Source organism: Mesorhizobium sp. M0991, from assembly GCF_040318915.1.
Taxonomy (GTDB): domain Bacteria; phylum Pseudomonadota; class Alphaproteobacteria; order Rhizobiales; family Rhizobiaceae; genus Mesorhizobium.
Genome location: NZ_JAMYNE010000027.1, coordinates 54,349 through 80,492, shown reverse-complemented (window position 1 = coordinate 80,492; position 26,144 = coordinate 54,349). Strand labels below are relative to the sequence as shown.

General features: G+C 64.3%; 25 protein-coding genes and 1 pseudogene. 15 read left to right on the top strand and 11 right to left on the bottom strand.

Annotated elements, in window-relative coordinates; all coding sequences use genetic code 11:
- The 3 genes from NKH70_RS28320 to NKH70_RS28310 all read left to right on the top strand — a co-directional run.
- A partial coding sequence (locus NKH70_RS28320) for a hypothetical protein (RefSeq protein ID WP_353026692.1) occupies window positions 1–183 on the top strand: 183 nt, incomplete at its 5' end.
- 98 nt (window positions 184–281) lie between these two features.
- On the top strand, window positions 282–1,172 hold the full coding sequence (locus tag NKH70_RS28315; RefSeq protein ID WP_502908414.1) for a DMT family transporter: 891 nt from the start codon (window positions 282–284) through the stop codon (window positions 1,170–1,172).
- An 83-nt stretch (window positions 1,173–1,255) separates the two neighbouring features.
- The gene (locus tag NKH70_RS28310; protein WP_352719307.1) at window positions 1,256–1,951 is read left to right on the top strand and encodes a sulfate transporter family protein; all 696 of its coding nucleotides are present in this window, start codon (window positions 1,256–1,258) and stop codon (window positions 1,949–1,951) included.
- 396 nt (window positions 1,952–2,347) lie between these two features.
- On the opposite strand, the gene NKH70_RS28305 is transcribed toward NKH70_RS28310, so the two are convergent.
- The 6 genes from NKH70_RS28305 to NKH70_RS28280 all read right to left on the bottom strand — a co-directional run bounded on the left by NKH70_RS28305 (window position 2,348) and on the right by NKH70_RS28280 (window position 6,889).
- Entirely contained in the window at window positions 2,348–3,346 is a 999-nt protein-coding gene (locus NKH70_RS28305; protein ID WP_352719306.1) for a proline racemase family protein, read from the bottom strand.
- A 14-nt stretch (window positions 3,347–3,360) separates the two neighbouring features.
- Complete coding sequence (locus NKH70_RS28300; RefSeq protein ID WP_352719305.1) at window positions 3,361–4,164, bottom strand: isocitrate lyase/PEP mutase family protein; 804 nt, start codon at window positions 4,162–4,164, stop codon at window positions 3,361–3,363.
- A 77-nt stretch (window positions 4,165–4,241) separates the two neighbouring features.
- Complete coding sequence (locus tag NKH70_RS28295) at window positions 4,242–5,099, bottom strand: hypothetical protein (RefSeq protein ID WP_352979006.1); 858 nt, start codon at window positions 5,097–5,099, stop codon at window positions 4,242–4,244.
- A gap of 79 nt (window positions 5,100–5,178) precedes the next feature.
- Entirely contained in the window at window positions 5,179–5,835 is a 657-nt protein-coding gene (locus NKH70_RS28290) for an HAD family hydrolase (RefSeq protein ID WP_352915860.1), read from the bottom strand.
- Between the two features lie 13 nt (window positions 5,836–5,848).
- Window positions 5,849–6,334, bottom strand: coding sequence for a dUTP diphosphatase (gene dut / locus NKH70_RS28285; protein WP_352719303.1), 486 nt, complete (start codon window positions 6,332–6,334; stop codon window positions 5,849–5,851).
- An 84-nt stretch (window positions 6,335–6,418) separates the two neighbouring features.
- Window positions 6,419–6,889: an Lrp/AsnC family transcriptional regulator gene (locus NKH70_RS28280; protein ID WP_352719302.1), complete on the bottom strand. Its 471-nt coding sequence runs from the start codon at window positions 6,887–6,889 to the stop codon at window positions 6,419–6,421.
- Window positions 6,890–7,004: 115 nt separating this feature from the next.
- Between NKH70_RS28280 and NKH70_RS28275 the strand changes: the two genes are divergently transcribed.
- Window positions 7,005–7,220, top strand: coding sequence for a DUF6356 family protein (locus NKH70_RS28275; protein WP_352469961.1), 216 nt, complete (start codon window positions 7,005–7,007; stop codon window positions 7,218–7,220).
- A 172-nt stretch (window positions 7,221–7,392) separates the two neighbouring features.
- Window positions 7,393–8,766, top strand: coding sequence for an amidase (locus tag NKH70_RS28270; protein WP_352719301.1), 1,374 nt, complete (start codon window positions 7,393–7,395; stop codon window positions 8,764–8,766).
- On the opposite strand, the pseudogene NKH70_RS28265 reads toward NKH70_RS28270, so the two are convergent.
- Window positions 8,760–9,835: pseudogene (locus tag NKH70_RS28265) on the bottom strand (NAD(P)/FAD-dependent oxidoreductase). The gene NKH70_RS28270 and the pseudogene NKH70_RS28265 overlap by 7 nt on opposite strands.
- Before the next feature lie 118 nt (window positions 9,836–9,953).
- Here NKH70_RS28265 and NKH70_RS28260 point away from each other — a divergent pair.
- The 4 genes from NKH70_RS28260 to NKH70_RS28245 all read left to right on the top strand — a co-directional run bounded on the left by NKH70_RS28260 (window position 9,954) and on the right by NKH70_RS28245 (window position 13,830).
- Window positions 9,954–10,544: a TetR/AcrR family transcriptional regulator gene (locus NKH70_RS28260; RefSeq protein WP_352719299.1), complete on the top strand. Its 591-nt coding sequence runs from the start codon at window positions 9,954–9,956 to the stop codon at window positions 10,542–10,544.
- 4 nt (window positions 10,545–10,548) lie between these two features.
- Window positions 10,549–11,475: a haloalkane dehalogenase gene (locus NKH70_RS28255; RefSeq protein ID WP_352719298.1), complete on the top strand. Its 927-nt coding sequence runs from the start codon at window positions 10,549–10,551 to the stop codon at window positions 11,473–11,475.
- A gap of 153 nt (window positions 11,476–11,628) precedes the next feature.
- On the top strand, window positions 11,629–12,120 hold the full coding sequence (locus tag NKH70_RS28250) for a hypothetical protein (protein WP_352719297.1): 492 nt from the start codon (window positions 11,629–11,631) through the stop codon (window positions 12,118–12,120).
- Between the two features lie 111 nt (window positions 12,121–12,231).
- Window positions 12,232–13,830 carry a peptide chain release factor 3 gene (locus tag NKH70_RS28245; RefSeq protein ID WP_502908411.1) on the top strand — a complete coding sequence of 533 codons (1,599 nt, stop codon included), beginning with the start codon at window positions 12,232–12,234 and terminating at the stop codon, window positions 13,828–13,830.
- Between the two features lie 170 nt (window positions 13,831–14,000).
- Here NKH70_RS28245 and NKH70_RS28240 read toward each other — a convergent pair whose 3' ends face one another.
- Window positions 14,001–14,474: a VOC family protein gene (locus NKH70_RS28240; RefSeq protein WP_352719296.1), complete on the bottom strand. Its 474-nt coding sequence runs from the start codon at window positions 14,472–14,474 to the stop codon at window positions 14,001–14,003.
- 290 nt (window positions 14,475–14,764) lie between these two features.
- Between NKH70_RS28240 and ilvD the strand changes: the two genes are divergently transcribed.
- The 3 genes from ilvD (at window position 14,765) to NKH70_RS28225 (ending at window position 18,947) form a co-directional block, all read left to right on the top strand.
- On the top strand, window positions 14,765–16,609 hold the full coding sequence (gene ilvD, locus NKH70_RS28235) for a dihydroxy-acid dehydratase (protein ID WP_352719295.1): 1,845 nt from the start codon (window positions 14,765–14,767) through the stop codon (window positions 16,607–16,609).
- Window positions 16,610–16,637: 28 nt separating this feature from the next.
- On the top strand, window positions 16,638–17,912 hold the full coding sequence (locus tag NKH70_RS28230; protein ID WP_352719294.1) for an amidohydrolase family protein: 1,275 nt from the start codon (window positions 16,638–16,640) through the stop codon (window positions 17,910–17,912).
- Between the two features lie 114 nt (window positions 17,913–18,026).
- Entirely contained in the window at window positions 18,027–18,947 is a 921-nt protein-coding gene (locus tag NKH70_RS28225; protein WP_352719293.1) for a DMT family transporter, read from the top strand.
- Here NKH70_RS28225 and NKH70_RS28220 read toward each other — a convergent pair.
- Window positions 18,944–19,846, bottom strand: coding sequence for a phosphotransferase (locus tag NKH70_RS28220; protein WP_352915852.1), 903 nt, complete (start codon window positions 19,844–19,846; stop codon window positions 18,944–18,946). The genes NKH70_RS28225 and NKH70_RS28220 overlap by 4 nt on opposite strands.
- 103 nt (window positions 19,847–19,949) lie before the next feature.
- Between NKH70_RS28220 and NKH70_RS28215 the strand changes: the two genes are divergently transcribed.
- Entirely contained in the window at window positions 19,950–20,582 is a 633-nt protein-coding gene (locus tag NKH70_RS28215) for a class I SAM-dependent DNA methyltransferase (RefSeq protein ID WP_352915849.1), read from the top strand.
- An 18-nt stretch (window positions 20,583–20,600) separates the two neighbouring features.
- Here the strand turns inward: NKH70_RS28215 and NKH70_RS28210 are convergent, their stop codons facing one another.
- Window positions 20,601–23,054: a GcvT family protein gene (locus NKH70_RS28210; RefSeq protein WP_352719290.1), complete on the bottom strand. Its 2,454-nt coding sequence runs from the start codon at window positions 23,052–23,054 to the stop codon at window positions 20,601–20,603.
- Window positions 23,051–23,935: a phosphotransferase gene (locus NKH70_RS28205; protein ID WP_352719331.1), complete on the bottom strand. Its 885-nt coding sequence runs from the start codon at window positions 23,933–23,935 to the stop codon at window positions 23,051–23,053. Before NKH70_RS28205 ends, NKH70_RS28210 begins: the two co-directional genes overlap by 4 nt.
- A 434-nt stretch (window positions 23,936–24,369) precedes the next feature.
- On the opposite strand from NKH70_RS28205, the gene NKH70_RS28200 reads away from it, so the two are divergent.
- On the top strand, window positions 24,370–25,146 hold the full coding sequence (locus NKH70_RS28200) for a DeoR/GlpR family DNA-binding transcription regulator (protein ID WP_352915847.1): 777 nt from the start codon (window positions 24,370–24,372) through the stop codon (window positions 25,144–25,146).
- Window positions 25,147–25,214: 68 nt separating this feature from the next.
- A complete protein-coding gene (locus NKH70_RS28195) occupies window positions 25,215–26,141 on the top strand; it encodes a LysR family transcriptional regulator (protein WP_352719288.1) in 927 nt (308 codons plus the stop codon).
- Window positions 26,142–26,144: the final 3 nt, after the last annotated feature.

The window sequence follows — 26,144 nt, the reverse complement described above, 5'->3', positions numbered from 1 at the left end:
GTCGCACTGGGCGATGATGTCGACGATGGCATTTCCGATACAAAGCACGTCATAGTCCGGCATCAATTCATGTCTCCGCCAAAAAACTACCGGCTTTCTGCCACGCCGGGCGCGGGCGGGTCTAGCGGTTTGATGCGGCTTTGCCTAGTCGACAATGCCGCGATCCGACGAATGTCAGCATAGCGACCATCGTTGGATGGCGGCCGAAGCATTTCCCGCGTGCCTGGCTTACAAGCATGGCTGAGATGAGCGATGCCCAGAGGTTCCAGCCGGCCATGTCCATGAAAACCGACACGAGGATCGAGCTGGTGCTGCTCGTCGTATTGGCGGTGCTGTGGGGCGCATCCTACAGCTTCATCAAGATCGGCGTCGCGACGATCCCGCCGGTGACGCTGATCGCCGCGCGAACCCTGATCGCGGGTGGCATCCTGCTCGCCCTGATCCGCTGGCGCGGGCTGGCCTTGCCGGGTGATGCCGCAAGCTGGCGCCGGTTTGCATTCCAGGCATGCCTCAACAGCGTCGTGCCGTTCACGCTGATCGCTTCGGCCGAGCGCTCGCTGGATGCCGGGCTGGCCACGATCCTGAATGCGACCTCGCCGATCTTCACCTTCTTGCTGACCGCCCTCATCACCCGCCATGAACCGGCGACCATGCGCAAGCTGTTCGGCGTCGGGGCGGGAATCGCCGGAATATGCCTCGTCATCGGCGTCCCGGCGCTAGGCGGCCTCAGACAGCAATTGTTGCCGCAACTTGCCGTGGTCGCGGCGACGATCTGCTATGCCGGCGCTGCCGTTTTCGGTCGCGGCTTCAGGGGGCTCGACCCGATGGTGCCGGCCGCCGGTTCGATGCTCTGCGGCGCCGCGATGCTGATCCCCTTGAGCCTTGCGTTCGATCAGCCATGGACGCTGGCGCCATCGACGACCTCGATCCTTGCGCTGCTCGGGCTTTCCGTGTTTTCAACCGCGCTGGCCTTCTCAATCTATTTCCGCCTCCTCCATACGCTGGGTTCCGTCGGCACCACCTCGCAAGCCTATCTGCGGGTGCCGATCGGCGTTGCTATCGGAGCCGTGTTCCTTGGCGAAAGCCTTGGTCCGAGCGCATGGTGGGGAATGGCCCTGGTCGTCGCCGGCGTGGCGGCGATGACCATTCCCCAGGCGAAGGTCGCGCGCTAGGAAGCCGCGCTTGCGACTTGGGCGATCTCCGCCTATTCGGAGATATCAGCCACGGGCACGTTTGACATGGGATTGGAAACGCCGTGATCCTCGACGCCGCCCGCGCCGCCTTGAGCCGGCTGTTCTCGCCCGAATTCCGTTCCGTGTTCGTGAAGACGCTGGGGCTGACCTTGCTGGCGCTGGCGGCGCTTTGGTTCGGGATCAAGGGGCTGTTCGAATGGCTGGCCTGGCCGTGGATCGATGCATGGCTGCCCGCCCTTCCCTCCTGGGCCGGATGGCTGGGCGCCGTCGTCGCCGGCATCGGCCTTGCGCTGGGGCTGGCGCTGCTCATCGCGCCGGTGACGGCGATCATCGCCGGCCTGTTCCTCGACGACGTCGCCGAAGTGGTCGAGCGCACCGATTATCCCAACGATCCGCCCGGCCGCGCCGTGCCGGCGCTGCGCTCGCTGGTGCTGGCGATCAGGTTCTTCGGCGTCGTCATCCTCGGCAATATCGTCGCCCTGCTGCTTCTCCTGGTGCCCGGCATCAACATTGCCGCCTTCTTCATCGTCAACGGCTATCTGCTCGGGCGCGAGTTCTTCGAGTTCGCCGCCATGCGCTTTCGCCCGGAGGCTGAGGCCAAGGCGCTGCGCAGAAAGCACGCTGTCACCGTGTTCCTCGCCGGTCTGGTGGTCGCGGCTTTCCTGGCCGTGCCGCTGCTCAATCTTCTGACGCCGCTGTTCGCCGCCGCCATGATGGTGCATCTTCACAAGGCGATCTCGGCACGGGAAGGGAGCTGACCGCCCTTGTTGGTGCAAGTCCGGCGCACAGAAGCGCTGCACTCTTCAGCCATAGTAACGGCATGGATCCTAGGGTCTCCGCGACATCGCTTCGCTCCTGCTCCGCCCTAGGATGACGAAGGCGCGGGGGTTCAAGACAAGTCGCGGACGTCGGAGATTGGCCGTTGCGTCGCAGTGTAGAGGGTGGTAGCGGACGGCAAATCACAACCCTTGGAAGTTAGCTGCGGCCTCCCTCATTTCGTCATCCTAGGGCGGAGCAAGAGCGAAGCGACGCGGCGAAGACCCTAGGATCCATGCCGTGACCCACGAGCATCGCGGCGTTGAACAGCTGCATCCGGCCCTTTTGTCCTGGGCTCGAGGCACCGCCGTTCGCCGGCAGTTGAACATCAACACGCCTTAGCGCAGCAGAAAGCCGCGCCCCAGTTCGTCGTCGTCCTCGACAATGAATTCGGCCCGCCCTGAGTAGTAGGCACGGCCGCCGACGCGGGCGATGATGGCGTCATGCGGCCCGGCTGTGGCCGTGCGCGCGACCGCACCGGAAAAGCGCGAGCCGGCGATGCTCTCGAACAGCCGCGTCCGGCCAATCTCGATTTGCCCCTTGGCGTGCATGGCCGCCAGCCGCGCGGTGACTCCCGAGCCGGTCGGCGAACGGTCGACCTCGGCTTCGGCGAAAACGCAGATGTTTTTGGTCGGCGTATCGGAGAACGCATCCTGTCCGTCGGTGAGGATGGTGCCGTAGAGAAAGGCGAGATCGGCATGGTCGGGATGCGACAGCGGCAATTCGGCCTTGAGCTTATTGGTCAGCGCGGTCGCTGCATCGACGAAATCGCGCACCCGGTTCCTGCCGAATTCCAGCCCGAACTGGCGGCAGTCGGCGAGCGCATAGAAGGCGCCGCCATAAGCGATGTCGAAGCCGACCGGACCATAGCCTGGCAGCTCGATCCGCCGGTCGCGGGCGAACAGAAACGCCGGCACGCTTTCGAAGGACACCGCACCGGCCTTGCCATCCCTTACCTCGACCGCAGCCGAAATCAGCCCGCATGGCGCCTCGATGTTGACGGTCGTCAGCGGCTCGCGTGGCGCCACCAGCCGCTCCTCGACGGCGTAGCGGCCGAGCGCGACGATGGCGTGGCCGCACATCGTCGAATAGCCCTCATTGTGCATGAACAGCACGGCGAGGTCGGCGCCCGGCAGGTCGGGCTCCACCAGCAGCGCGCCATACATGTCGTAATGGCCGCGCGGCTCGAACATCAGGATCTTTCTGAGATGATCGAGATGGTCGCGCACATAGGCACGCTTTTCGAGGATCGTGCCCTTGGGAATGTCGGGGTAGCCGCCGGTGACGATCCGCAGCGGCTCGCCGCCGGTGTGCATGTCGACGACGGTGAGCGTCATTCGCCGGGCCCGACCTAGGCTGACGATTTGGCAAACAGCGCCTGCAGCTTGCCGAACGGCATGGCGGCGCGGGTGAAGCCGAAGGTGCCGTCCTGCTGGATCTCGCGCGCCGCGGTCTCCAGCATGCCGAAGGCGAAATTGGTGAGCCATGGGCCGAGCGAGACGCGCTTTACTCCCGCCATGGCCAGGTCGGCGATGGTGAAGCCGGGCCTGGCCATGACGTTGACCGGCTTGGTCAGGGCCGAGCAGACGGTTCGCACCATCTCGATGTCGCCCAGCCCCGGTGCATAGAGTACGTCGGCGCCGGCCTTCTCGAAGGCCTGCAGCCGCTTGATCGTATCGTCGAGGTCGGGCTTGCCCCACAGAAAATTCTCGGCCCGCGCGGTGAAGACGAAATCGCGTTTCAGTGCCCGTGCCGCTTCCGCCGCCGCCGCGACGCGCTCGACGGCATGCGCAAAATCATAGATCGGCTTGTCGGGCTCGCCGGTATGGTCCTCGATCGAGCAGCCGGCGAGGCCTGCCGCCTCGGCGGCGAAGATGGTTTCGCCGGCACTTGTCGCGCTGTCGCCCTTGCCCTTTTCGAGGTCGGCCGAAACCGGCAACCCGGTCGCCGCCGACACTTCACGGCAATGATGGATCATCGCCTCGAACGTCACCGCGCCATCGGGCAGGCCGCGCGAAAAGGCAAAGCCGGCGCTGGTCGTCGCCAGCGCCTTGAAGCCGAACGAGGCCAAGAGCTTGGTCGTGCCGACGTCCCAGGAATTGGCCATGACGAAGATCGAGGCATGCAGGTCGCGAAAAATCTTGCCCTTGTCCATGGATGCTCCCCTCCAGTGCAGAATGTGAGGCAAATTCTAGCCCGGCGGAACGCGCCGGGCAAACAAATGCGGTTGGCTCAGAAGCGTTTGGCGTTCTCATCTGCCAATCGGTCCAGCGCATCGGAATCCTTGACGTAGTGCGAAGCGTTTTTGTCCCAATGATAGGTGACGGAAATGTCGCGCGAAGACGCCTCTGGCGGCGGCTGGCCGTCGCAGCTTTCTTCCCCCGGTAGCGCCGCGTCGGTCACCGTGACCTTGATGGCTGCATAGGGCTGGCCGTCGGCGACCGCCTGGAACGCCGCATTTTGCGTCCTCCTATGAGTGCAGAGGTTTTCGTCGAACGTATAGATCATGTCGATCAGCTCGAACCTGTCGTTACGGACCATGATCAGCGGCGTGATCCCATAGCCCTGGCTCGAATTGAAATGCATGCTCATGCTGATGATGGCGTCGTCACCAGGCCCGATCGGCAGCGTGCCCGGATCGCGAAGATAGGTGATGCGGTCGACGGCGACATTGACGGCGTCGAGCAGGGCCGGCTTGCCGGTGACGTCGTAGAGCGCCAGCACGGCATAGCCCTCGGCACTGTCAGGCGAGTCGCCAAGGTCGAACAGCATGGTCAGCCGCTCCTTGCCGCCGGCCTTGATGCCGAGCACGCCGGCATTGGAAAGACCCGACACCGCCGGCGGCGAGCCGCCGTAGTCCGGTCCAGCGATGTGACGCATCTCGATCGGCATCGAACCCCGGTAGAAGCCGTCCTTGTCCGCGGCCAGATCTGGAATGACCATCCTGGCGAGGTCGAGATAGGTGACATCGCCGTGGCCGGAGACGGCGCTGCCGAGCTCCGGGGAGCTGACGGCCTCAGCGCTGGCCGTCGTCCAGAGACAAGGCAGCAGCAGGCAGGCAAAGAGGAACCGAACCAGGGAGAAGGTCATGCGCGCGCTCGTTATGTCGGGCGCGCGCAAGCTAGCACAAGCAGCTGCAACATACAGCGCAGCTTGAACAAAGGCCCGATCAGTGGATCGGCACCAGCCCGGCCAGTTCGCGCATGTCGTCGAACAGGATGCCGCCGGCTTCGCTCAGTCCGTCACGGTCGGAAAGCGGGTCGCCGCGGTAGGAATAGACGCGCATGCCGGCGGCGATGCCGGCTGCCGTCCCAGCGACGCTGTCCTCGATGACGATACAGTCGGCGGGCGCGAAGCCCATCGTCGCTGCCGCATGCAGGAAGAGGTCGGGGAACGGCTTGCCGCGCGAGACCATGGTCGAGCTGAACAGCGCATGCTCGAACAGCGGCAGCAGCCCGGTCTGGCCGAGTGTGATGTGCATTTTCGATACCCGTGCCGATGAGGCGACACAGGTGGCGATGCCGGCGGCGTGCACGGTTTCGATGAACTCGCGAACGTAGGGGATGGCCTCGACGCCATGCGCGAACAGGTCCGGTAGGCCGGCGTTCCAGCGCTCGACAAAATCGGCGCCGAGGCTGACGCCGGTCGCCTCGACTTCCTTCTGCACAGAGACCATGCTGCGGCCGGAAAAATTCTTGCGGCAATATTCAAAGCTGGCCGGAAAGCCGGCCGCAGTCAGCCACTCGGCGAGGCGCCGGTTGGCCAGGTTCTCGGTGTCGACCAGAACCCCGTCGCAATCGAAGATGACGAGTTTGGGTATCTTCATTTCGCAGCGCTCATCAGGCCGTGCCGGTCGATCCGAAGCCGCCCGAGCCGCGCGTTGTACCGCCGGCCAATGTGCGCTCCTCGACCGTCGCCTGCGTCACCGGGGCGAAGACGATCTGGGCGATCCGCATGCCGCGCGTTACCGCGAAATCCTCGTCGCCGAGATTGATCAGCAGCACCTTGACCTCGCCGCGATAGTCGCTGTCGATGGTGCCGGGCGTGTTGAGGCAGGTGAGCCCGTGCTTGAAGGCAAGGCCGGAACGCGGCCGGACCTGGCCTTCGACGCCCTCGGGAATTTCCAGGACCAGCCCGGTCGGCACCAGCGCGCGCTTTCCCGGCAGGATCAAAAGCGGCCTGTCGTCCGGGACGGCGGCGCGCAGGTCCATGCCGGCGGCGCCCGAGCTCTCATAGGCGGGTAGCGGCAACCCCTCGCCATGCGGTAGCCTGACGAAGCCGACAGCCGGACCGATGACGGAGGAGGGATAAAGTGCTGCGCGCATGAGGCTGATCCTATCGTCGCGAACGCCGGTTCAGTCAACTCGGCGGCAATGCTATCAACGGCTTTCTTTCAGCACAGTTCCGCTTCAGCGCAGTTCCATCGGAACGACCGTGGTCTCCTTGATCTCCTCCATGACGAAGGAGGCCGAAACGTCCGACAGCGCCACCTTGGCGATCAGCCGCTGGTAGAGCCGGTCATAGGCCTTCACATCGGCGACGCGGGCGCGCAGGACATAGTCGAGATCGCCGGACATGCGGTAGGCGCCGGTGATCTCGGCAAAGCCGGTCACCGCCGCCCGGAATCTTTGCAGCCAGTCGGGATCGTGGTTCGAGGTGCGGATCATGATAAACACCGAAAGGCCGAGTCCAAGCTTGTCGGCGTCGACCAGCGCCACCCGACCGGTGATGACGCCGTCTTCCTCCAGCCGCTTGACCCGGCGCCAGCAGGCATTGCGCGACAGCGATATTCTTGCCGAGAGCTGGTCGACGGACAGAGTTCCGTCGCGTTGCAGCTCGGCCAGCAATCTCCGGTCTATTTCGTCGATTTCCGGCATCATGTGGGATGATTGTCCCAAAACTTGGCTTGATACAAGGACAATTTGAGACCGATCAACCGAACAGCCGTGGCAGGATATTCATGGCCGGCTCTTCATGCCGGCAGGAGGGATCGACATGACAGCACGGCTCGCAAGACTTTTCACCTCTCACCCGGCCGCGGTCGGCGAGAGCTATTTCGGCCATATGGCTTTCGCTGCATGGTTCTCGTCGCGATTGTTCATGGCGGCTTTTGCCGCGCTCGTTCACGCTTTCTTGCCGTTTCTGTTCGAGACCACGGCAAGCGGCATCATCCGTGAGCTCTACGAGCGGACGCACAACAGGGGACGGTAAGCCGTAGAGGTGCCGATCGCGGCGAGGCCGCTGGACAGCGCCGACCCTCAACGGATCCCGGCAGCGCAATCCCGATCAAGCGCCGCCGTCGTCGAAATGCCGAGCCAGGCTTGAAGCCGCGCCGCAATCCGCCATTTTGAGGAGCGCGGCGCGATAGCCCGGAGCATTCAGGATGGATATCGTCTTTTCGTCGACCACCAAACTGGCCGCGGCCATCCGCGACCGTACGGTTTCCGCAATAGAGGTGCTGGACGAGCACCTGGCGCAGATCGACAGGCACAATGAGGCGGTCAATGCCGTCGTAATCCTCGATCGGGACGGTGCGCGGCAACGCGCCGGCAAGGCCGACGAAGCGCAGGCGCGCGGCGAGGCACTTGGGCCGCTGCACGGTGTGCCATTCACACTAAAGGACACGCACGAAACCGCTGGCATGAGAACCACCGTCGGCTTCCCGGCCTTCGCCGACTATGCCCCGAGAGCAGACAGTCCGGTCGTTGCCCGGCTGAAGGCGGCAGGCGGCATATTGGTGGGCAAGACGAACGTGGCGACAATGCTCGGTGACTGGCAGTCGGGCAATCCGCTGTTCGGCCGCACCGGCAACCCCTGGAACCTCCAGCGCACCGCCGGCGGCTCCAGTGGCGGTGCGGCGGCGGCGCTCAGCGCCGGAATGACGCCGTTCGAGGTCGGCACCGACATGCAGGATTCGATCCGGCTGCCCGCTGCCTTTTGCGGCATCTACGGCGTCAAGCCAACCGAGCACCGCGTCTCGCTCGCCGGTGCTTTCCCCGATCCAGGCGGGGCGCCGCGCAGCGTGCGGCTGATCTCCTGCCTCGGACCGATGGCACGCAGCGTCGAGGACCTGGCGTTGATCTACGGCCTCATTGCCGGGCCGGATGGAAGCGATACCGACCTTGCGCCGGTACCGCTCGAAGGCCTGCAGGAACTGGATCTCAAAAATTTGCGCATTGCCGTCGCGCCGTCCTTTCCGGGCTTTCCGGTGGCCGGCGAGATCAGCGCGGCGGTCGAAAGTCTGGCAAAAGAGCTTCAGGTTGCGGGCGCCATCGTCGAGGAAGCCGAATTGCCGAAGCTCGACCTGCACGACGACCTGGAGCAAAGCGGTGCGCTGATCGGCATGATGCTGGAGGCGGCGCAGCCTGGACCACCGGAGAAGCCGACGCCGGTCGCGCGCTGGTTCGAGGCGCTCGCCCGCCGCGACCGCTCCATCCTGGCGTGGGAACGGTTCTTGGACGGCTGCGACGCCTTGTTGTGCCCCGTCGCCATGGTCACCGCCTTCCCGCATTGCGAGCCGGGAACGCCGATCGAGGTCGACGGCAGGGAGCAAAGCTACTGGATGCTGCCGGCCTATGGTGCGGTGTTCAACTACAGCGGCCACCCCGCACTGTCGCTGCCCTGCGGACAGGACAGCAATGGCCTGCCCATCGGACTACAGCTTGTTGGCAAACGCTGGTCGGAGTCGCGCCTGCTCGGGATCGCCAGGGCAATCGACCCGCTAACCAGCGGCTTTCGCCGCCCGCCCGGTTATTGAGTAAGCCGCGCCAGCCCGTAGGGATCAAGCAGCGGATCGCGCTCGCCGTCGAGGATTTCGCGGGCAGCGAACAGGCCGACGGCCGGTGCCAGCGTGATGCCGGAATGCATGACGGCGAGGTAGATGCCGCTCGTGCCTTCGGCGCGGCCAATGATCGGAAAGCCATCGATCGGCGTCGGCCGGTAGCCAACCGTGTGGAAATCGAGTTCCAGCCCGTCCGCGCCGCGCAGCATCGCCTTCATCGCCGCAAATAACTCGCGGGCAGTTGCCTCGGCATCCATGCCGGGATCGGCGCCGCCGAAATCCGAGCCGGCGATGACGCGGCCTTCCGCCGTCTGGCGCATATGCAGGCGGTCGCCGATGACCAGGCCGTTGAGCAGCTTTTCGGTGGGGCGCGAATGCACGATCAGGCCGGGTGGCGTCTCGATCGGCAGTTCTATCCCGGCTGTTGCCGCTAGTGCCGGAGAGCCGGCTCCGGCCGCGATCACCACCTCGTCGGCAGCAATCCGCCCGCCGGATGTATCGACGCCGGCAATCCTGCCGTTGGCCTGCACAAGCGCGGTCGCGGTAACTCCCGTCAGCAGCCGCGCGCCGCGCCGTTCGGCGTCGGCGAGCAGTGCTTGCGTGGCAGCGACCGGCTCGGCAACGCCTTCCCCAGGCACATAAAGGGCGAAATCGGGAAGCTCGGTCAGATTGGGCTCAATGCGCGCCGCTCCGGCACGGTCGACACGCTCGATGCCGTAGCCCCAGGCGGAATGCTCGGCCGCATAGGCTTCGAGCTCAGCACGTGGCAGGTCCCAGCACAGGCCACCGCACCATTGCAACGGGATGCCGGGCACCTCGTTCGCCAATCGCGTCCATTCGGCCATCGACCGAATGCGCAGCCGGAAATAGACCTCCGGATTGCCCCAACTGGCATTGATCCAGGCAAAGGAATTCGGTGTCGCGACGCCGCCGGCGCCGCTGCCGGCAATGACCGTCACCTTTGCTCCGGCCTGGTCAGGTGCCAGGCGATGGAGGCGCCGATGATGCCGGCGCCGATGACAATCACTTCTTTCGCCGCTGTCATGCTTCACTCCTCGGTCCAACGCCACCACTGCGATGCCATTGCCCGTGGGTTCTGCCAAGAGCGCGCGGTATCAAAATATGCCTCTTGACTTTAATACGTACGTACGTATTGTATCGCGATGGCTAGACATTCACTTCGCGAAAAACTCCTCGACGCCGGTTTCAAAACCATCTGGAATTCCGGCTATTCGGCCGCCGGTGTGCGCGACATCGTCGCCGCGGCCGATGCCCGCCCGGGGTCCTTCACCAATCATTTTGCATCCAAGGAGGCGTTCACCGGCGAGGTGCTGGACCGCTATTTCGCCTATGTGAGCGGTTTGGTGGAGCAGGCCCTCGCCCGGGACGGCACGCCCCCGGTCGGGCGCTTGCGCCGCTACCTCGAAATCATCACGTCGAAGCTGGAGGCGCATAATTGGGCACGGGGCTGCATGATTGGCAATCTCAGCCTCGAGACGGCGGCTCACAGTGAGGCGCTGAGGCTGCAACTCGTCGCCATTTTCGAACGCTGGCGCAAGCCCTTCGCCGAGTGCATCGCCGAGGGCCAGGCGGCCGGCGATATCACCGACGCGTTCGATGCCGAGGATCTCGCCGATTTCCTTTTGAGTTCCTGGCAAGGCGCGATGCTGCGCATGAAGGTGGAGCGCAGTCCCGAACCGCTCGAGCGTTTCAAGAACATCGTTTTCAAAACAGTCTTCGCAAAAAGGAGCTGATCCGATGAACCCGAAACTCGAAAAGCAGCAATCCCGCACAATGTTGCCGCGCTCGCAAGTCGCGGTACTCGATTCCACCATCTCCTATGTCGAGGCAGGCACGGCCGGTCCGACTGTGCTCTTCCTGCACGGCAACCCGACGTCGTCCTACATCTGGCGCAACATCATCCCGCATGTGGCGCCGTGCGGCCGCTGCATCGCGCCCGACCTGATCGGCTATGGCCAGTCCGGCAAGCCGGACATCGACTATCGCTTCTTCGACCACGTCCGCTATCTCGACGCCTTCATCGAGACGCTTGGCATCACCGACATGGTGGTCGTCGCGCAGGACTGGGGCACCGCACTCGCCTTCCATCTCGCGGCCCGGCGGCCGCAGCGGATCCTCGGCCTCGCCTTCATGGAATTCATCCGCCCCTTCGAGAACTGGGACGATTTTCACCAGCGTCCGCAGGCGCGCGAATTGTTCAAGGCAATGCGCACGCCGGGCGTCGGTGAAAAGCTTGTCCTGGAAGACAACGTCTTCGTCGAAAAGGTGCTGCCGGCCGCTGTGCTGCGCACGATGAGCGATGAGGAAATGGCCGCCTACCGGGCGCCGTTCCCGACGCCGCAATCGCGCAAGCCGATCCTGCGGCTGCCGCGCGACCTGCCGATCGAAGGTCAGCCTGCCGATGTCGCCGCCATCAGCGAGCACGACCATCGGGCGCTCCGGCTTTCCGCCTACCCGAAGCTGCTTTTCTCAGGCGATCCGGGCGCCGTCGTCTCGCCGCAGGCGGCACGGGAATTCGCGGCGGGCCTGAAGAACTGCCGGTTGATCGATCTCGGACCCGGCGCGCATTATCTGCAGGAGGACCATGCCGACAGGATCGGCGCCGCAATTGCCGAGTGGATTCCCGAGGTGGCCTTCGAGAGCCATGCCGCCGAACCGGCCTGACGTTGGGACGTGAACCGGAGACCGCGGCAGCCGGAGAGGTCGACAGCTCTGCACTCAGGTTCCAGGCGATGGAAGCGCCGATGACGAGGATGTCTTTGCTCACGGCCTCCACCTTAAACGGCAGGACTTCATACCCTCCTGCCGTCGTGATACATGCTCACCCTTGGTGCGTCGTGGTGTTCCGTTCTCGAAACGGTCGATGACATTGTCTTTGCGAGAAAGCTTCCGCTGTTGAGTTCCCGACCAGAAATCATGCCCCAGCCACAAAGGGCTCGTTTGCGCCGCTGGACGCGAGGTCTGGCTCTTGGCACTGCCATGGTCATGATCGCTTATGCCGTTTTCTTCGGCCCACTGCCGTTCATTCGATCGTGGTGGCAAGTCGGTGACTACAGCTGGTATGATCCCTTGCATAAACGCCATCGCATCGCCGACAGCCTGGTGCTGACCGGGTGGTTGGTTGGGAAATCGCGCGCAGAAGTCCTTGCGGCGCTCGGCCCGCCGCCTGAGACCGACAAGTTTTCCGATTGGAGCCTGGTCTATGTCCTCGGCCCGGAAAGGGGATTGCTTTCGATCGACTATGAGTGGCTCGCCATCCGCACGGATGATGCCGGTTCGGTCACTGAAGCGGCTGTGATCCGTGACTGAACTCGCGGCCCGCAGTGACATTTGCATCATCTGGCATTGAGGGGCGAAGGGTGTTTCCGTTCGACAGGCCGGAAAAGCGCTGCTAGAAGCCCGCGCCACAGACAGGATTCCATGAAATTGGCTGAAGACATCGAACAAGCGGTATCGCGCCGCCGCACTTTCGCGATCATTGCCCACCCCGACGCCGGCAAGACCACGCTCACCGAAAAGCTGCTTTTGTTCGGCGGCGCCATCCAGCTTGCCGGCGAGGTCAAAGCCAAGAAGGACCGCATCCAGACCCGGTCGGACTGGATGAAGATCGAACGCGAGCGCGGCATTTCGGTGGTGACGTCGGTGATGACCTTCGAATACGAGGACACCGTCTTCAACCTGCTCGACACGCCCGGCCACGAGGATTTCGCCGACGACACCTATCGCACGCTGTCGGCGGTCGACAGCGCCGTCATGGTCATCGACGCCGCCAAGGGCATCGAGCCGCGCACGCTGAAACTATTCGAGGTCTGCCGGCTGCGCGATATCCCGATCATCACCTTCGTCAACAAGATGGACCGCGAAAGCCGCGACCCGTTCGACATCCTCGACGAGATCGAGCAGAAGCTGGCGCTGGATACAGCACCGATCACCTGGCCGATCGGCCGCGGCAAGACCTTTTCCGGCACTTACCATCTGGCGCTGAACGCGGTTCGCAAGGGCGACGCCGAAAAGGAGCGCACGCCGGTCAATGGACCCGATTCCAACCGGGTCGCCGGCCTGTTGCCGGAGAACGAGCGGGAGGCCTTCATCGAGGAGCTGGAGCTGGCACGCGAGGCCTGCCGCCCGCTCGATCTGGAAGCCTTCCGCGAAGGCCATTTGACGCCGGTCTATTTCGGCTCGGCGCTGCGCAATTACGGCGTGCGCGACCTGATCGAGGCGCTCGGCGCCTATGGGCCGCCGCCGCGCGCGCAGGAGGCCGACAGCCGCAAGGTCGAGGCGACCGAGGACAAGATGACCTCCTTCGTCTTCAAGATCCAGGCCAATATGGACCCCAACCACCGCGACCGCATCGCCTTCGTCCGTGTCTGCTCCGGCAAGCTCGAGCGCGGCATGAAGGCCAAGCTGGTGCGCACTGGAAAGCCGATGAGCCTGTCGGCGCCGCAATTCTTCTTCGCCCGCACCCGCGTCACCGCCGACGAGGCATTCGCCGGCGATGTCGTCGGCATCCCCAACCACGGCACGCTGCGCATCGGCGACACGCTGACCGAGGGCGAGGAGATCCTGTTTCGCGGCGTGCCGAATTTCGCACCTGAAATCCTGCGCCGCGTTCGCCTCGGCGATGCCATGAAGGCTAAGAAGCTCAAGGAAGCGCTGCACCAGATGGCCGAGGAAGGCGTCGTGCAATTGTTCTCGCCGGAGGACGGCTCGCCGGCCATCGTCGGCGTCGTCGGCGCCCTGCAGCTCGATGTCCTGAAAGAGCGGCTGAACTTCGAATACACACTGCCGGTCGATTTCGAGATGTCGCGCTTTTCCGTCTGCCGCTGGATATCAGCCGACGACAGGGCAGAGCTCCAGCGCTTCATCGAGGCGCATCGCGGCGACATCGCCCGCGATCTCGACAACGATCCGGTGTTCCTCGCCCAGCACGCCTTCTCGCTCAACTACGAGGCCGAGCGCTGGAAGGCGATCCGCTTCGCGGCAGTCAAGGATTATCAGGTCCGCGACAGAGCGGCCTGATGCGCCGCGTTCCTTCTCCCCTTGTGGGAGAAGGTGTCGCCGAAGGCGACGGATGAGGGGTGTTCCAGGAAACAGCAACGTCTCATTCCGTCCAGCACCCCTCAACCGTCTCGGCGCTTCGCGCCGATCCACCTTCTCCCACAGGGGGGAGAAGGCAAGAGCGCGTTCGTTCACCCCTTGGCTGCCTCTTCGATCTTGGCGATGTCGATCTTGGTCATCTGCATCATCGCCTGCATCACGCGGCCGGCCTTTTCCCCGTCGGGGTCCAGCAGCAGCCTGGGCAGCTGCTCGGGAACAACCTGCCAGGAGAGGCCGAATTTGTCCTTCAGCCAGCTGCACTGGCTGGGCTCGCCACCGCCCGCGATAAGCCTGTCCCAGAAATAGTCGACCTCCTCCTGCGTCTTGCAGTCGATGGAGAGCGAGACTGCCTGGGTGAACTTGAATTGCGGCCCGCCGTTGAGCGCCTGGAACTGAACGCCGTCGAGCTCGAATGAGACCATCAGCACCTTGCCCTCACGATCGCCGCTGCCCTTGGGCCAGCGCATCACGCTCAGCACCTTCGAGTTCTTGAAGATGGAGACATAATGGTTCATGGCCTCCTCGGCCTGGTCCTCGAACCACAGGCAGGTGGTGATCTTTTGCATTCTCTTGCTCCTCGGGCTGGTTTTGGCTTTGTTTTCACTCGCAAAACGGCCGGCTGGCGATTGATGCCCGGTGCCGCCGTCTGCCCAAGGACGCTCGAGCAAAACACGATCCGACAGCACTTCTGACTTTTTTACGGCCTGGACCGGCTGCGTCTTTGGCTGGCCGCTCGTTCCACACCCTGGCGCAGCGCAAAATTGTGGCCAGACCAGAGCGTGGCGTTTATAAGGCCTGCGGCTCAATTCCGGTTTTCCGCACCTTTGGGCGCGACGCAGACAGCAAGGACAGTTCAATGCCCGCCTACCGTTCCCGCACCACAACCCATGGCCGCAACATGGCCGGCGCCCGCGGCCTGTGGCGTGCCACCGGGATGAAGGATTCGGATTTCGGCAAGCCGATCATCGCCGTGGTCAATTCCTTCACCCAATTCGTGCCCGGCCATGTCCATCTGAAGGATCTCGGCCAGTTGGTTGCCCGCGAGATCGAAAAGGCCGGCGGCGTCGCCAAGGAGTTCAACACCATCGCCGTCGATGACGGCATCGCCATGGGCCATGACGGCATGCTCTATTCGCTGCCGTCGCGCGAATTGATCGCCGACTCCGTCGAATACATGGTCAACGCGCACTGCGCCGACGCGATGGTCTGCATCTCGAATTGCGACAAGATCACGCCCGGCATGCTGATGGCGTCGCTGCGCCTCAACATCCCGACCGTCTTCGTCTCCGGCGGTCCGATGGAGGCCGGCAAGGTGGTGCTCGCCGGCAAGAGCCAGGCGCTTGACCTGGTCGACGCCATGGTGGCGGCCGCCGACGACAAAATCTCCGACGAGGACGTCAAGACCATCGAGCGCTCGGCCTGTCCGACCTGCGGCTCCTGCTCCGGCATGTTTACCGCCAATTCGATGAACTGCCTGACCGAGGCGCTCGGCCTCTCGCTGCCCGGCAACGGCTCGACGCTGGCCACGCATGCCGACCGCAAGCGCCTGTTCGTCGAGGCCGGCCATCTGATCGTCGATCTAGCCCAGCGCTATTACGAGCAGGACGATGACACCGCGCTGCCGCGCAGCATCGCCTCGAAGGGCGCCTTCGAGAACGCCATGACGCTCGACATCGCCATGGGCGGCTCGACCAACACCGTGCTGCACATCCTCGCCGCAGCACATGAGGGCGAGGTCGACTTCACCATGGAAGACATCGACCGGCTCTCGCGGCGGGTGCCGGTGCTGTGCAAGGTCGCTCCGGCCAAGGCAGACGTTCATATGGAGGACGTCCACCGCGCCGGCGGCATCATGGCGATCCTCGGCCAGTTGGATAGCGCCGGGCTGATCAACCGCGACCTGCCGACGGTGCATACCGCGAGCCTCGGCGAAGCGCTCGACCATTGGGATATTTCGCGCACCACCAGCCAAAATGTCCGCGATTTCTTCCTCGCGGCACCCGGCGGCGTGCCGACGCAGGTCGCCTTCAGCCAGGATCGCCGCTGGGACGAGCTCGACACGAACCGCGAAACCGGCGTCATCCGCTCGGCCGAACATCCTTTCTCCAGGGATGGCGGCCTTGCCGTGCTGAAAGGCAATCTGGCGCTCGACGGCTGCATCGTGAAGACTGCCGGCGTCGATGAATCGATCCTGAAATTCACCGGCCCGGCAAGGGTGTTCGAAAGCCAGGACGCCAGCGTCAAGGCGATCCTGTCGAACGGGATCAAGGCCGGCGATGTCGTCGTCATCCGCTATGAAGGGCCGCGTGGCGGCCCCGGCATGCAGGAAATGCTCTATCCGACCAGCTATCTCAAATCGAAGGGTCTCGGCAAGGCCTGCGCGCTGATCACCGACGGTCGTTTTTCCGGCGGCACCTCCGGCCTGTCGATCGGCCACGTCTCGCCGGAAGCGGCGGAAGGCGGGCTGATCGGACTGGTCATGGAAGGCGACACGATCGAGATCGATATCCCCAACCGCACCATCCGGCTGGCCGTCGACGACGCGGAGCTCGCCGCCCGCCGCGCGGCGATGGAGGCCAAGGGAATGGCTGCCTGGAAGCCCGAGGAAAAGCGCAAGCGCAAGGTGACGACGGCTTTGCGCGCCTATGCGGCGATGGCGACAAGTGCCGCCAAGGGGGCGGTGCGGTATGTGCCGGAATAGGCATCATTCTTCAACGAGGTGGCGATAGATGGATTTCGACCTTGTGGTGCGCGGCGGGACGCTGCCCGACGGCAGGATCGCAGATATCGGCATCGTCGGCGAAACGATCGCAGCGATAGAACCCGAGCTGAACGTCAGCGCCGGCACGGCGATCGATGCTCATGGCAATCTGGTCTCGCCGCCCTTTGTCGATCCGCATTTCCATATGGACGCCACGCTTTCGCTCGGCATTCCGCGCATCAATGTCTCGGGCACGCTGCTCGAAGGCATTTCGCTGTGGGGCGAGCTGAAGCCGCTTCTGACCCACGAGGCGGTGCGCGACCGTGCGCTCGCCTATTGCGACTGGGCGGCGTCGATGGGCCTGCTCGCCATCCGCACCCATGTCGATGTCTGTGATGACCGCCTGCTGGCGGTCGAAGCGCTGCTCGACGTGAAGAAGACGGTTGCCCCCTATATCGACCTGCAACTGGTCGCCTTCCCGCAGGACGGGCTCTATCGCTCGCCGACAGCGCACCAGAACACCGTCCGCGCGCTCGACCTGGGCGTCGATGTCGTCGGCGGCATCCCGCATTTCGAGCGCACCATGGCCGACGGCACGCGCTCCGTCACCGAGCTCTGCGAGATCGCGGCCGAGCGCGGCCTGATGGTCGACCTGCATTGCGACGAGACTGACGATCCGCTGTCCCGCCACATCGAGCAACTAGCCTATGAGACGCAGCGCCTGGGATTGCAGGGCAGAGTGGCCGGCTCGCACCTCACCTCGATGCATTCGATGGATAATTACTACGTCTCGAAGCTGTTGCCGCTGATTGCCGAGGCCGGCGTTTCGGCGATCCCCAATCCGCTGATCAACATCATGCTGCAGGGCCGCCACGACACCTTTCCCAAGCGCCGCGGCCTGACGCGGGTCAAGGAAATGCTGGCGCATGGGATCCGCGTCGGCTGGGGCCAGGATTGCGTGCTCGACCCCTGGTATTCGCTGGGCACGGCAGACATGCTCGACGTCGCATTCATGGGCCTGCATGTCGCGCAGATGTCGAGCCCGGCCGAGATGGCGCGCTGTTTCGACATGGTCACCAACGTCAATGCCGCCATCATGGGCCTCGACCACCTTGGCCTTGCCGTCGGCAAGCGCGCCAGCCTGGTCGTTCTCGATGCCGGCAATCCGGTCGAGGCGCTGCGCCTGCGCCCCGAGCGTCTCTGCGTCATTGCCAGGGGCAAGGTGGTGGCCGAGCGCAGCCGGCAGGACACGCGGCTTTCGATCGCCGGAAGGCCGGGCACGGTGAACCGGCGCCACGCTTAGTCCAGCCGATTTCCGGCGCTGGTCTTACCGAATTCTTGATTTCCGCCTCGTCACGGCCACCGCTTGCGACTACGACGCGGGTCACCGTATCCACGGCAAGGAACCGGTAACGGAATGGCGCAGCCCGCAGCCCAGAACTCAACGATCAGGAACGTGCTGCTGGCCGGTATCCTGCTGATGCTCGCCGGCGATTTCCTGTTTGCGCTGAACGACGCGATGGGCAAGTGGCTGGTCGCCAGTTTTTCCGTAGGCCAGGTCGTGCTGATCCGCTCGATCGGCGCTTTTTTCATACTCGGGCCGATGATTGCACATCAGGGTGCGGCCAAGCTGTTTCGTATGGAGCGGCCGGAGCTGCAGCTGCTGCGCGTGGTGATGACGACGCTCGACACGGCGCTGTTCTACGCGGCGGTCGTCTATCTGCCGCTCGCCGATGTGATGAGCTTCTACATGGCCGGGCCGATCTATGTGGCGGCGCTGTCGCACTTTTTGCTCGGCGAAAGGGTCGGCTGGCGCCGCTGGGCGGCGATCCTGGTCGGTTTCTGCGGCGTGCTGATCATGCTGAAGCCGTCTTCGGCCGCGTTCTCGCTGTCCTCGATGTTCGCGCTCGCCGGCAGCATTTCCTTTGCCTTCGCCATCATCCTCAATCGGCGCCTGCGCGGCACCAGCGACACGGCGCTTGTGACCTGGCAGACCATCGGCACGCTGCTGGTCGGCGCTGCGTTGACCATCGGCACCTGGAAGACGCCGTCCTCGCTCGATTTCGGCGCCATGCTGCTTCTCGGTATCGTCTCCTGCGGCGCGCATCTGATGATCACCAGGGCGTTGAAGCTGGCGCCGGCCTCGACCTTGGCGCCGCTGCATTACAGCCTGCTATTGTGGGCAGTGGTCTTCGGCCTCGCCTTCTTCGGCGATGTGCCTGGGCCGCGCATCCTGATCGGCTCGGCCATCGTCGTGCTGGCCGGCCTGTTCATCTTCCACCGCCAGAAGGTGGTCGACACCGTGCCGCCAGAAAACGTGCCGAAGGGTGTGAATTAACCCCGGCGCACCGCTGCGAGATGCCGCGAAAATTCCGGCGTCTCCATCAGCGTCTTGCAGCGCGCAAACCGGCCGTCGGCATAGGCGCGAAAGTCGTCGGCCGGATTTTTGTTGGCAAGCTGGATCAAGCCCCACAGCGTCCACAACAGGTCGCACATCGCCTTGTAGATGACGATGCGGCCGCGCTCTGCCGGTCTCGGCTCGCCGCCGAAATAGGTCAGCATCATTTCCTCCTCCTGCGCGGCGTCGAATTGCCCTTCGACCGAGAGGTCCCCGAGATCCCAGAGCGGATCGTTCATCCCGGAATATTCCCAGTCGACGATCCACATCCTGTCGCCCGTGTCGAGAAAGTTTTCGCATAGCGGGTCGCAGTGGCAGGCGACGAGCGGCAAAGGATGAGCGGCAAGTGCCGAGCGCACTGCCTCCGCCTCGCGGACCACATCGTGATAGCCGGAAGGCAGAGCGACATCCTTGGTCGACAGCACCTGCAGATAGTCGTCGATCATCGCAAACAGCTCGAAGCGGAAGGGGAACACCGCGCGGGATGTGTGCAGCTTGCGAAAGGCCTTGCCGGCGCGTGCCGGGCTGCCCGGTCGGGTCTTGAACTTTTCCGGCGACATCGTCTCGGCGCCGGCAACGAAGCGGGTCACCAGCACGCCGGTCTCGGCATCGACATGCAGCACTTCCGGGCTGACGCCGGCCTTCGCCGCCTCCCGCGCCGCCACTGCCTCGTTGGCGCGGTTGATGTATTCCTCGGTACCCTTGCCGGGAATGCGCAGGCAGAAATCTTTCCCCCTGAAGACGAGGTTGGTGAGGCCACCGAGCCGTTCCAGCGGACCGTCATAGCCGGCCAGCATCGGAATGGCCGCAAGTGCGGCGCGTGCCTGGTCATCCGCCATGGCTTTCGCTCCTTTCCCCGTGTTATTGCGACGACGACGGTTCCACAGTTTTCGCCGTTTGGCTATGATCGCGTTGCGGATCGATACCAGGCGACGGAAAGCGATGACGGATAGCAAACAGCAGAGCGCGCTCGCCGCAGCCTATGCGGCGAAGCGACCGGAAGACGTCGCGGCGCTCTACGACAGCTGGGCAGGCACTTATGACGCCGACATGTCGGCGGCCGGCTATCGCCATCCGACCATCTGCCTTGCCTTGCTGGCCCGCCATCTGCCGCGCGGCGCGGCACCTCTGCTCGATGCCGGCGCCGGCACCGGGCTCATCGGCGAATGGCTTGCCATCACCGGTTATCCGCAGGTCGAGGCCCTCGACATCTCGGAAGGCATGCTGGCGCAAGCTGCGCGCAAAGGCGTCTATTCGGCGCTGCACTGCCTGGCGCTTGGCGGACCGCTGCCTTTCGTGGACGATGCCTACGTCGGGATCATCTCAGCCGGCGTCTTCACGTCCGGCCATGTCGGGGCCGAGGGTCTGGACGAGCTGATCCGCATCTGCCGGCCGGGCGGGGTGATCGTGCTGACGGTAAAGAACACACTGTGGGATGCCGGGTTTGCCGCCCGGATCGCCGAGCTCGAGGCGCAAGGCACCGTCACCCGCGCCGAGGAGACGCCGCCCTATGTCTCGATGCCGGGCGAGGCCGATACGGTGCCGAGCCGGGGGCTGGTGCTCATCGTGAACTGAGGCTGAAACCGGAAGGCTCTAGGCCTTCACCTTTGCCCCCGTCGGATCGTAAAGTGGCTCGAGGTGGATCTTAGCCGGCGTCCGTTCCATTGCCACCACCAGCTCGTAATCGCCGGAGGTGAGGAAATCATCGCTGACGCCATCGGCATTGCGCACATAGCCGTAACCGATGTTCGTGCCGATGGTGTAGCCATAGCCGCCGCTGGTGAGATAACCGACCGCCTCGCCGTTGCGCAGGATGGTCTCGCGCCCGAGCAGGACGACATCCGGATCCTCGACAGTGAAGCCGGCAAAACGTTTCCTGAGCGTGGAGCCATCGAGCTTTTCAAGCGCCCGCCGGCCGAGGAAATCGGTGTTCTTCCTGAGCTTCACCGCCCAGCCGAGGCCGGCCTCCTGCGGCGTGTCGTTGGGTGTGATGTCGGCGCCCCAGGCGCGGTAGCCTTTTTCCAGCCGCAGCGATTCCAGCGCCCGGTAGCCGACCGGGCGGATGTCGTGGACAGCGCCCGCCGCCATCAGCGCGTCGAAAACCTCGCCCGTCGCCGCGATCGGCGCATGCAGTTCCCAGCCGAGCTCGCCGACATAGGTGACGCGCAGCGCCCGGACGGCGTGGCCGGCAATGGCGATCTCGCGAACATGGCCGAACGGAAAGGCGGCGTTCGAGACGTCGGCATCGGTCACCGCTGACAGCACGTCGCGGGCACGCGGCCCCATCAGCGACAATGTGCCGAAATCCTCGGTGACGTCGGTCAGCGTCACGTCGAACTCTCTGCCGATATGATCGGCAATCCAGGAGAAATCATGCGTGCGGAAACCGGTGCCGGTGACGATGTAGAATTTCTCCTCACCGAGCCTCGCCACGGTCAAATCGGCCTCGATGCCGCCGCGCGTGTTGAGGAGCTGCGTGTAGGTCAGCCGGCCGACCGGCTTGGCGACGTCGTTGGCGCAGATCCAGTCCAGCGCCTTCAGCGCGTCCACTCCGGTCATTTCGTATTTGGCAAACGACGATTGGTCGAAAATGCCGATCTTTTCGCGTACATGGCGATGCTCGTCGCCGACGGATGAAAACCAGTTCTGCCGGCCCATCGAATAGACGTCCTTCGGCTCGACGCCCTCCGGCGCGAACCAGTTCGGTCGCTCCCAGCCGAGCTTCGAGCCGAACACGGCGCGATGTTTTTGCAGCCGCTCGTATAGAGGCGAGACGATGCGCGGCCGGCCGGTGAGATATTCCTCATGCGGGAAGCCGATCATGTAGTGCTTGCCGTAGGCTTCCAGCGTGCGGTCGCCGACCCATTGCCTGTCGCGGTGCAGATCGGAGAAGCGGCGGATGTCGACCACCCACAAATCAAGCGGCGCCTCGCCGTCGACGACCCATTGCGCTAGCACCCAGCCGGCGCCGCCGCCGGACGCGATGCCGAAGGCATTGAAGCCGGCGCCGACGAACATATTGGGGCATTCCGGCGCCACGCCGAGGATGAAATTGCCGTCCGGCGTAAAGCTCTCCGGCCCGTTGATCATCTGCTTGACGCCGACGTTGGCGAGCGCCGGGACACGCTCTATCGCCTGGCTCATATGCTGCTCGAAATGATCGTAATCATCGTCGAACAGCCGGAACTCCCAATCCTCCGGCACATCGCCGCCCGGCAGACCGGTCGTCCAGGCCTGCGGGTTCGGCTCGTAGCCGCCCATCGCCAGCCCGCCGACTTCCTCCTTGAAATAGGTGCGGCGATCGGGGTCGCGAATTGTCGGCGAGTCGGTCGCTAAGCCGTCGATCCTCTCGGTGATGATGTACTGGTGCTTCACCGGCTGCAGCGGCACGTTGATGCCAGCCAGCGCACCCACCTGCCGCGCCCATTGCCCGGCGCAGTTCACCACCTTGTCGCAGGCGATATCGCCCTTGCTGGTCTTCACCGCGGTGATGCGGCCGTCTCTCATCTCGAAGCCGGTGACCCGCACCTCCTCGAACAATTTTGCGCCGTGCATGCGCGCGCCCTTGGCCAGCGACTGGGTGATGTCGGAAGGGCTTGCCTGACCGTCGGTCGGCAGCCAGGACGCGCCAACGAGGTCGCCGGTTTCCAGCAGCGGCCACATTTCCTTGATCTCGCCCGGCGACAGCAAATGCATATCCATGCCGAAGCTCTTTGCCGTCGTTGCCAGCCGCTTATACTCGGTCCAGCGGTCGGCATTGGTGGCTAGCCGCAGGCAGCCGGTCATCTTCCAGCCGGTGGCGAGGCCGGTTTCGGCTTCCAGCCCCTTGTAGAGATCGACCGAATATTTGAGCACGCGCGTAATCGACGCCGACGAGCGCAGCTGGCCGACCAGCCCGGCAGCATGCCAGGTCGAGCCCGAGGTCAGTTTGCCCTGTTCGAGCAGCACGATTTCGGCCTTGTGGTCGCGCGCCAGATGATAGGCCGTCGAACAGCCGATGATGCCACCGCCGATGACGACGATCTCGGCCTGGGCGGGCAGGGTCATGTCCGCGTCCCGTATTTTGTCCTGTAGTTCTCCAGGGCGGTTTCGAGCCGCGCCAGGTTTTCGTCGGCGTAGGCGGCGTAGTCGATGCCGGGCGCGTCGAGGTAGAGCTCGGAAACCATGCCCCACATCGCCTCGCGCAGCAGCGACGCGCATTGCATGGCGGCGTGCGAGCGCCGTATTGCCGGGTCCGGCTCCTTCATGAAATAGGCGGTCATGAAGGCGAAGGATTCCTCGTCGCTCATGCCGGCATTCGAAGCCGCGCCGGCAAGGTCGAACATCGCCGTGTTGAACCCGGCATATTCGAAATCGATGAGCCAAAGCCTGTGACCGTCGTCGATTATATTAGCCGGCAAAAGGTCGTTGTGGCCGAAGACGATCGGCAGCAGTTTTTGCGCGCGCTCGAGCTCGTCCGCCAGCGTCAAAAGGCGTGGCAATTCGCTCAGCTTGCGGCTGCCGCCTTCCTCCAGCGTGCGCGCATAGTCGCGAATGACGTGGAATACCCAGAACATGAAGCCGGCGCCGGAGACATGACTGGGCATTTCCCGGTGGAAGCCGCGCAGCAACGCGGCGACGCGGCCGAGATCGGCGCGCACGTCTTGCGCGACATAGGCCTTGGCGCCGAGATACTCCGTCACCATGACGCCGGGTCCGGTGTAGTGGACGGCCGGAGCGAAGCCTGCCGCGTGCGCTGCCCGCGCGGTCATCATCTCGCGCTCGCGAAAGACATGGTGGAACGGATAGTCCTGGCCGATGCGCACGACATGCCGCCCGGCCGCGTCCTTGACCAGATAATTGGCATTGCTCAGCCCGCCCGGCAGCGGCGCAATGTCGATGCTGCCGGTCCAGCAAGGCAGCGCGCGGATGCGGTCTTCGACAGTCACGATCTCGTCCAACATTGGGTCAATTTTCCACGCATGTCACGGCTGGCCAGCGATGACAATCGGACCGAGGAATGGAGGCAACGCGAAGATCTCGTCGGTGCAGATCTCGGGATCGGTATCCCGCACCGCACCGACGAGCCCCTTTGTGCCGGGTTCTTCGACGCCGGCATCCGCCCCCGCGGATCCTGAATTTCGGCACCCTTGCACCCGACAGTTTCCCGGGCGTTCGGGCAGGCGATTTTTCGTGCGGCTCAGCCCCGTCCTCCGTTCCGAGCCTGTCACAGCGATAATGTCGCGCCACGCTGGAGACGTTGTCAACGCGAAATTGTGGTGTTTTCTGGTTTTTCGCCCGAATTTTGCTAAATTCCTTGGAGTTAGTGGCATTTATGCCGTAGAAACGGTCAACAGTGCAACAATCCGACCGGATGGAACCGATGGTCCACTCGAAGCGGCATGGCGAAATCCTGCGCCTCCTCAAGGAGGAAGGCACTGTCACCATTGCCAGCCTGGCCGACCGGCTGGGCGTCTCGCTGGAGACGGTACGCCGCGACGTCAAGCCACTGACCAACGACGGTTCCATCCTCAAGATGCACGGCGCCGTCGGCCTGCCGTCGATTGCCGGCGAAGCGCCGTTCGAGCGGCGCATGCGCGAGAACGCCGACGCCAAGCGGGCAATAGCGCGCATGGTCGCCGCCACCATCCGCGACGGCGAATCGATCATGCTCGACACCGGCACCACCACCTCTTTCCTGGCCCGGGAACTGCTCGGCCACCGGCGGCTGACGGTCGTCACCAACTCCTCCGACATCGCCCGCACACTGGCCACCGTCAACGGCAACAAGGTCTATATGGCCGGCGGCGAGCTGCGCAGCGATTCCGGTGCTGCCTTCGGCGTCTCGGCCATCGAATTCGTCAGCCGCTTTTCCGTCAGCCATGCGGTGATATCGACCGGTGCGGTCGATGCCGTCACCGGCGTCATGGACTATGATTTGGAAGAGGCCGAGTTCGCCCGCATGGTGCTGTCGCGGGGCCAGCGTTCGCTTGTCGTCACCGACCACAGCAAATTCGGCCGCCAGGGTCTGGTTCAGGTCTGCGGATTCGACGGCTTTTCCGAACTCGCCACCGACCGGCCGCCACCGCACGACATCGCCGCTGCCCTTGCCCAGGCCGGCGCGCGGCTCAGCATTGCCGATGGCGGGAGCGAGGGCTGAGTTCTATCGGCAGATCGGCTACCAGCATCCCACTTCCCAGCGCCGCCTCTGCCGTGTTTAGTCCAGCCATGGCTTTCACCATCCGCCAATTGCAGTTCTTCATCGCCGTCGCCGAGCAGGGCACGGTATCGGGCGCCGCCCAGAACCTGTCGATCTCGCAATCCTCGGTCACCGAGGCGATCAAGGAGCTGGAGCACGATCTCGGCGTCGAGTTGTTCGAGCGCCACCCGCGCGGACTGAACATCACCCACAAGGGCCATCAGTTCCTGCGCCATGCGAGGAAGATCCTCGCCGACGTTTCCGATGCGCGCCGCGCCTTCTTCGGCGAACAGATCGCGGCAAGCGGGCGGCTGCAACTTGGCGTCACCTCGCTGGTCGCCGGCTATGTGCTGTCCGATCTTCTTGCCCGCTACCGCCGCGCCTATCCCGGTGTCGAGGTCTCGGCGATCGAGGACAATGGCGACTATCTCGAGCACCTGTTGATCGGCGGCAAGCTCGACATTGCCGTCATGGTCACCTCGAACCTGCGCGACCGCACGGCACTGCAGTCCGAAATCCTCGAAGTCTCGGCTTACCGGCTGTGGCTGCCGCTCGGCCATCCCTTGGCCGGCGCCGACATTATCGGCATCGGTGACATCGCCTCGGAACCGCTGATCATGCTGACCGTCGACGAGATCGAGGAGAACACCGGAAAGCTGCTGACGGCGATCGGCGCCAAGCCGCATGTCGCCTTCCGCACCCGCTCGGTCGAAGCGGTGCGCAGCCTCGTCGCCACCGGCGCCGGCGTGGCGCTGCTGCCCGACCTCGTCTACCGGCCATGGTCGCTGGAAGGCGATCGCATCGAATCGCGCGATATTTCGGGGTCGTTGCCGGTCGTCCAGGTCGGCATGGTCTGGCGGCGCGGCTCCAGTCTGCCGCAGGCGGCGCGCGACTTCATCGGGCTTGCCCAGTCGCAGCGCATGGTGCGCCAACGGCCCGAGAAGATCGGCCGCTGACGT